The sequence below is a fragment of the Pseudomonas sp. PS02290 genome, assembly GCF_029960075.1.
Taxonomy (GTDB): Bacteria; Pseudomonadota; Gammaproteobacteria; order Pseudomonadales; family Pseudomonadaceae; genus Aquipseudomonas.
The window spans coordinates 1-880 of the sequence record NZ_JASCOY010000212.1 but is presented as its reverse complement, the minus strand read 5'-3'; the positions used below and the strand labels follow the sequence as shown (position 1 = coordinate 880).

The 880-nt window shown below is 60.6% G+C and carries 1 protein-coding gene; it reads left to right on the top strand.

All coding sequences use genetic code 11. From position 1 onward, the window contains the following. The first annotated feature begins 61 nt into the window (after positions 1-61). The gene (locus tag QMX88_RS29295; protein WP_001389365.1) at positions 62-826 is read left to right on the top strand and encodes an IS6-like element IS6100 family transposase; all 765 of its coding nucleotides are present in this window, start codon (positions 62-64) and stop codon (positions 824-826) included. Positions 827-880 lie beyond the last annotated feature (54 nt).

Sequence of the window (880 nt, the reverse complement as noted above, 5' to 3'; positions counted from 1 at the left end):
GGCTCTGTTGCAAAAATCGTGAAGCTTGAGCATGCTTGGCGGAGATTGGACGGACGGAACGATGACGGATTTCAAGTGGCGCCATTTCCAGGGTGATGTGATCCTGTGGGCGGTGCGCTGGTATTGTCGCTATCCGATCAGCTATCGCGACCTTGAGGAAATGCTGGCGGAACGCGGCATTTCGGTCGACCATACGACGATCTATCGCTGGGTCCAGTGCTACGCCCCGGAGATGGAGAAGCGGCTGCGCTGGTTCTGGCGGCGTGGCTTTGATCCGAGCTGGCGCCTGGATGAAACCTACGTCAAGGTGCGGGGCAAGTGGACCTACCTGTACCGGGCAGTCGACAAGCGGGGCGACACGATCGATTTCTACCTGTCGCCGACCCGCAGCGCCAAGGCAGCGAAGCGGTTCCTGGGCAAGGCCCTGCGAGGCCTGAAGCACTGGGAAAAGCCTGCCACGCTCAATACCGACAAAGCGCCGAGCTATGGTGCAGCGATCACCGAATTGAAGCGCGAAGGAAAGCTGGACCGGGAGACGGCCCACCGGCAGGTGAAGTATCTCAATAACGTGATCGAGGCCGATCACGGAAAGCTCAAGATACTGATCAAGCCGGTGCGCGGTTTCAAATCGATCCCCACGGCCTATGCCACGATCAAGGGATTCGAAGTCATGCGAGCCCTGCGCAAAGGACAGGCTCGCCCCTGGTGCCTGCAGCCCGGCATCAGGGGCGAGGTGCGCCTTGTGGAGAGAGCTTTTGGCATTGGGCCCTCGGCGCTGACGGAGGCCATGGGCATGCTCAACCACCATTTCGCAGCAGCCGCCTGATCGGCGCAGAGCGACAGCCTACCTCTGACTGCCGCCAATCTTTGCAACAGAGCC